General features: G+C 64.1%; 3 protein-coding genes. All 3 read right to left on the bottom strand.

Features of this window, described 5'->3' with window-relative positions; translation table 11 throughout:
- The coding region (locus AT959_RS19305; protein ID WP_157651373.1) for an efflux RND transporter permease subunit at positions 1-2,068 on the bottom strand (2,068 nt) is incomplete at its 3' end.
- Complete coding sequence (locus AT959_RS19310; RefSeq protein WP_066887057.1) at positions 2,065-3,168, bottom strand: efflux RND transporter periplasmic adaptor subunit; 1,104 nt, start codon at positions 3,166-3,168, stop codon at positions 2,065-2,067. The genes AT959_RS19305 and AT959_RS19310, both read right to left, overlap by 4 nt.
- On the bottom strand, positions 3,165-4,427 hold the full coding sequence (gene lysA / locus AT959_RS19315; RefSeq protein WP_066887060.1) for a diaminopimelate decarboxylase: 1,263 nt from the start codon (positions 4,425-4,427) through the stop codon (positions 3,165-3,167). The genes AT959_RS19310 and lysA overlap by 4 nt, the downstream gene beginning before the upstream one ends.
- Between the last annotated feature and the right edge of the window lie 79 nt (positions 4,428-4,506).

A 4,506-nucleotide genomic window follows, 5' to 3' on the forward strand; every position in this document is an offset into this window, starting at 1 on the left:
GTTCGGCGGCCAGCTTGCCTTGCAGTTCGCGGCCGAGGCGGGCGACTTCACCGAGGTTTTCGCCACTGAGCACGAATTGCAGCGGCTCGCCGCGCTGCCCCTGGACCATCGGATAGGGTGCGGCAAAGACCCGGGCGCCGGGGATCTGCGCCAGTTCCTTGCGCAAGATGGCAAGGGTGTCTTGTTGTGTCAGCTTGCGTTCCTCGCGCGGCACCATGCGGGCGACGACGGTGCCTTGATTGACCTGGCCGGCGCTACCGAGGCCGATCAGGGCGAATTCCGTATGGACTTCCGGGTGGCTGCGCAGCACTTCCTCGACCATCTGCAGGCGGGAATCGGTGTAGTCGATCGAGGAGCCGAGCGGAGCCCGCAGGTAAACCAGGAAGCGACCTTCGTCCTGTTCCGGCGCGAAGGTCTTGCCGACGTTGGCGAAGAAGAAAGTGCTCGCTGCTACGGTCAACAGCGTCAGCAGCACGATTTTCCAGCGATTGGCCAGCGACCAGTCGAGCAGGCGGCGATAGAAGGCATCGAGGCGCTTGAAGCCGTTCTCGATCCATTGCTGGATGCGCGTGTGCCGATGGCCGTGCTCGCGCACGGTGAGGAAGCGCGAGCAGAGCATCGGCGTCAGCGTCAGCGAGACGAACAGTGAAACCAGCACGCCGAAGGTAACGACGACGGCGAAGGAGCGGAAGAACTGGCCGATGATGCCGCTCATGAAAATGACCGGGGCAAAGATCGAGACCAGCGACAGGGTGGCTGCGATAACGGCGAAAACCACCTCGTTCGAGCCGTTGACCGCAGCGGTCACCGGATCGGCATCGAGTTCCTCGCGATGCCGGAAGATGTTTTCCAGCACGACGATGGCGTCGTCGACGACGACGCCGATCAGCAGCAGCAGGCCGAGCAGGGTCAGCGAATTCAGCGTGTAGCCGAAAAAGTAGATGACGGCAATGGCGCCCATCAGCGAGACCGGGATGGCGAGCGCAATGATGATGGTCGAGCGGACCGATTGCAGGAACAGCCAGACGACCAGCGCGGCGAGCAGCGTGCCTTCGAGCAGGTGTTCCTTCAGCGCATTGACGATTTCGAGGATATACACCGCGTCGTTGGAAACGATGTGCAGTTGCAGGCCGGGCGGCAGTTGCGGCCGTAACTCGTTGTCCAGCTTTTCCTTGACCTTGTCGACGATGGCCACGGTATTGGTGTTGGTGACCTTGACGATGCCGAGGCCGACCGTGGTTTCGCCGTTGAAGCGCGCCAGTTGGCGGTTGTCGGTCAGGCCGTCGATGACTTCGGCGACGTCGCGCAGCAGGATCGGTGCCGCGTTCTTGTAACCGATAACCATCTGCTGCAGGGCTTCGATGGAATGGAATTCGAGGTCGAGCTTGACCAGGCTTTCGGTCTTCTCGCCGACCACGAAGCCGCCGGCCATCTGCACGTGTTCCTTGGCGAAGGCATCGTTGATGTCCTGCGCGGTGATGCCGAGCGCGGCCATCCGGGACGGCAGCAGTTCGACGCGGATGGTCCGGTCGCGGCGCCCACCGAGGCGGACTTCGCCGACCCCGTCGATAGTTTCCAGGCGCTTCTTCAACACGTTGATGGCGTACTGGTTCAGTTGCTGTTGCGTGCGGTCGCCCTGGATGGCCAGCCACATGATCGGCTGGGCGTTGGTTTCGACCTTGGCGACGACCGGCGGATCGACGTCCTTGGGCAGCCGGCGCAGCACCTGGTTAACCTTCGCCTGCACCTCGTTGAAGGCGACGTCGATCTTCTTTTCCAGATTGAAGGTGATGGCGATCACCGACACGCCGGGCGACGACGTGGACTGGATGTGCTCGATGCCCGGCGTCGAATTGACCGAACTCTCGATGATGTTGGTGATCGAGGCGTCGACGATGTCAGGGTTGGCCCCCTTGAGTGCCGTGGTGATCGAGACGACCGGGAATTCGATGTATGGATAGCGGTCCATGCCGATCCGGTCGTAGCTGATGACGCCGAACAGCACCAGGACGGCGCTCAGCATCCAGGCCAGTACATGGCGCTTGATCGACAGTTCGGGCAGGGTCATTGCGGCTTGGCTTCGGGCTTGGCGGCCGGGGTGGTTTTTGCCGTTTCCTTGATGTTGACCGCAGCACCGTCGCTGAGAAAGCCGGCGCCGTCCAGGGCCAGCGTCTCGCCACCCTGTAGGCCTTGGGTGATCTCGATCTGGCCGCCTTGCTTGCCGCCAACCTCGACTACCTGCTGCTTCGCCTTGCCGTCGGCGATCAGGTAGACCACCTTGCCGGCCGGGCGCAGCACCACCGATTGCTCCGGCACCAGCACGGCCTTGTCCTTGCGGCCGGTGATCACGGCGGCATCGACCGAGGCGCCGCCTTTGAGCGGGCCGGGGTTGTCGAGGCGGGCGATGGCGAGAACGGCGCGATTGCCTTCGCCGACGGTCGGCCGGATGTCCTCAATCACCGCTTCGATGGTTTCGCCGGGCGCCAGTGGGGTGGTCAGGCGGACCGGCATGCCGGCTTTCAGGCGGGGGGCCGCCGATTCTGGGAAGGGCAGGTCGGCGCGCAGGCGGTCGTTGGCAACGAAGCGGAATAGCGGGTCGCCGAGCTTGATGTAATCGCCGGTCGAGGCGATCTGCACTTCGATAATGCCGTCGAAGGGGGCGACCACCCGTGTCTTGCCGACGTTGTTGCGCGACAGGCCTGCCTTGGCGCGGGCACTGGCCAGCTGGTTCTTCATCGCATCGCGCTGGGCGGTGACGTCGTCGAGGGCATTCTTCGAGATAAAGTTTTTCTGCAACAGTTCGGTCTGCCGGGCGACCATGCGATCCTGCTGGACGAGCAAGGCTTCCAACCGGGCGATTTCGCCCTGGTCGGAGGCTGCCTGGTATTCGGTGTCGGTAGCATCGATCTGGGCCAGCAACTGCCCCTTCTTTACCGACTGGCCGGAGCGGGCGAGCATCTTGACCACCTTGCCGGCGACCTCGGCTGCGATGGCCGGGTCCTTGACCGCGGTCAGGGTGCCGAGCGTGCGTTCGGAAATCTCCAGCGGCGCGACCTTGGCTTGCGTCGTGGTGATCAGCGTGGCGGGGGCGCCCTTCTTCTCGGCCGGCTTTTCACCGCAAGCCGCGAGGGTGAATGCCGTGGCGAGAAGCAGGACGCCGCGTCTCATGCCGGCAAGACCTGCTCGCCGGCGTACAGCTCGGCCACCGTTTCGCGACGGCGGATCTGATATACCTGCTCGCCATCGACCATGACTTCGACGGCGCGCGGCCGGGTGTTGTAGTTGGAGCTCATCGCCATGCCGTAGGCGCCGGCCGACATTACGGCCAGCAGGTCGCCGGGTTCGACGCACAGCGGGCGGGCCTGGCCGAGGAAATCACCGGTCTCGCAGACCGGGCCAACCACGTCGTAGGCGCGGCTTTCGCCGGCGCGCGGCGTCACCGGCAGGATGTCGTGCCAGGCTTCGTAGAGAGCCGGGCGCATCAGGTCGTTCATTGCCGCATCGATGATCGCGAAGCTCTTGCCTTCGCCTGGCTTGAGGAACTCGACCTGGGTGAGCAGCAGGCCGGCATTGCCGACCAGGCGGCGACCCGGTTCGAGGACGACCTTGAGACCGCGCCCGGCCAGCTTGTCGAGCAGCGGGTTCAGATAGGCAGCAACGGTCGGCTGCACCTGGTCGTCCTTGTACTTGATACCGAGGCCGCCACCGAGGTCGAGGTGGTGAACGGCGATGCCTTCGGCGGTCAACTGGTCGATCAGGGCCAAAACGCGGTCGAGCGCCTCGACGAAGGGGGCCGGGTCAAGCAGTTGCGACCCGATATGGCAGTCGATGCCGGCCACTTCGATATTCGGCAAGGCAGCGGCACGCCGGTAAAGGGCCAGCGCATCGTCGTAGGCGACGCCGAACTTGGCTTCCTTGAGGCCGGTGGAGATATATGGATGGGTCTTCGGGTCGACGTTGGGATTGACGCGTAGGCTGACCGGCGCTCGCTTGCCGCACTGGCCGGCGACTTCGTTCAGGCGCTCCAGTTCGGGAGCGGATTCGACGTTGAAGCAGAAGATGCCGGCGTCGAGGGCCTGCTTCATTTCGGCGGCGGTCTTGCCGACGCCCGAGAACACGACCTTCTGCGGATCGGCACCGGCGGCCAGCACGCGCTGCAATTCGCCGCCGGAGACAATGTCGAAGCCGGCGCCCATGCGGGCGAACAGATTGAGGATGGCCAGGTTGGAATTGGCCTTGACGGCGTAGCAGACCAGCGCGCCGCTGCCGACCGGATGGGCGCCGAGGACGTCGAGGAATTCCTGCAGCGCGCCTTGTAGGGCGGCGCGGGAATAAACGTAGGCCGGAGTGCCGAACTGTTCGGCAATAGTGGGCAGGGCGACGGCTTCGGCGTGCAGGACACCGTTCTTCAGGCTAAAGGAGCTCATTGGCTATTCGAGGTTCCGGAATTGGTCTCCGTGCTAACATCCCCGCCACTTGCGGCAGGTTTTTTAGCGGCGGGGTTTG

It is taken from the genome of Dechloromonas denitrificans, from assembly GCF_001551835.1.
In the GTDB taxonomy this organism is placed as follows: Bacteria; Pseudomonadota; Gammaproteobacteria; order Burkholderiales; family Rhodocyclaceae; genus Azonexus; species Azonexus denitrificans.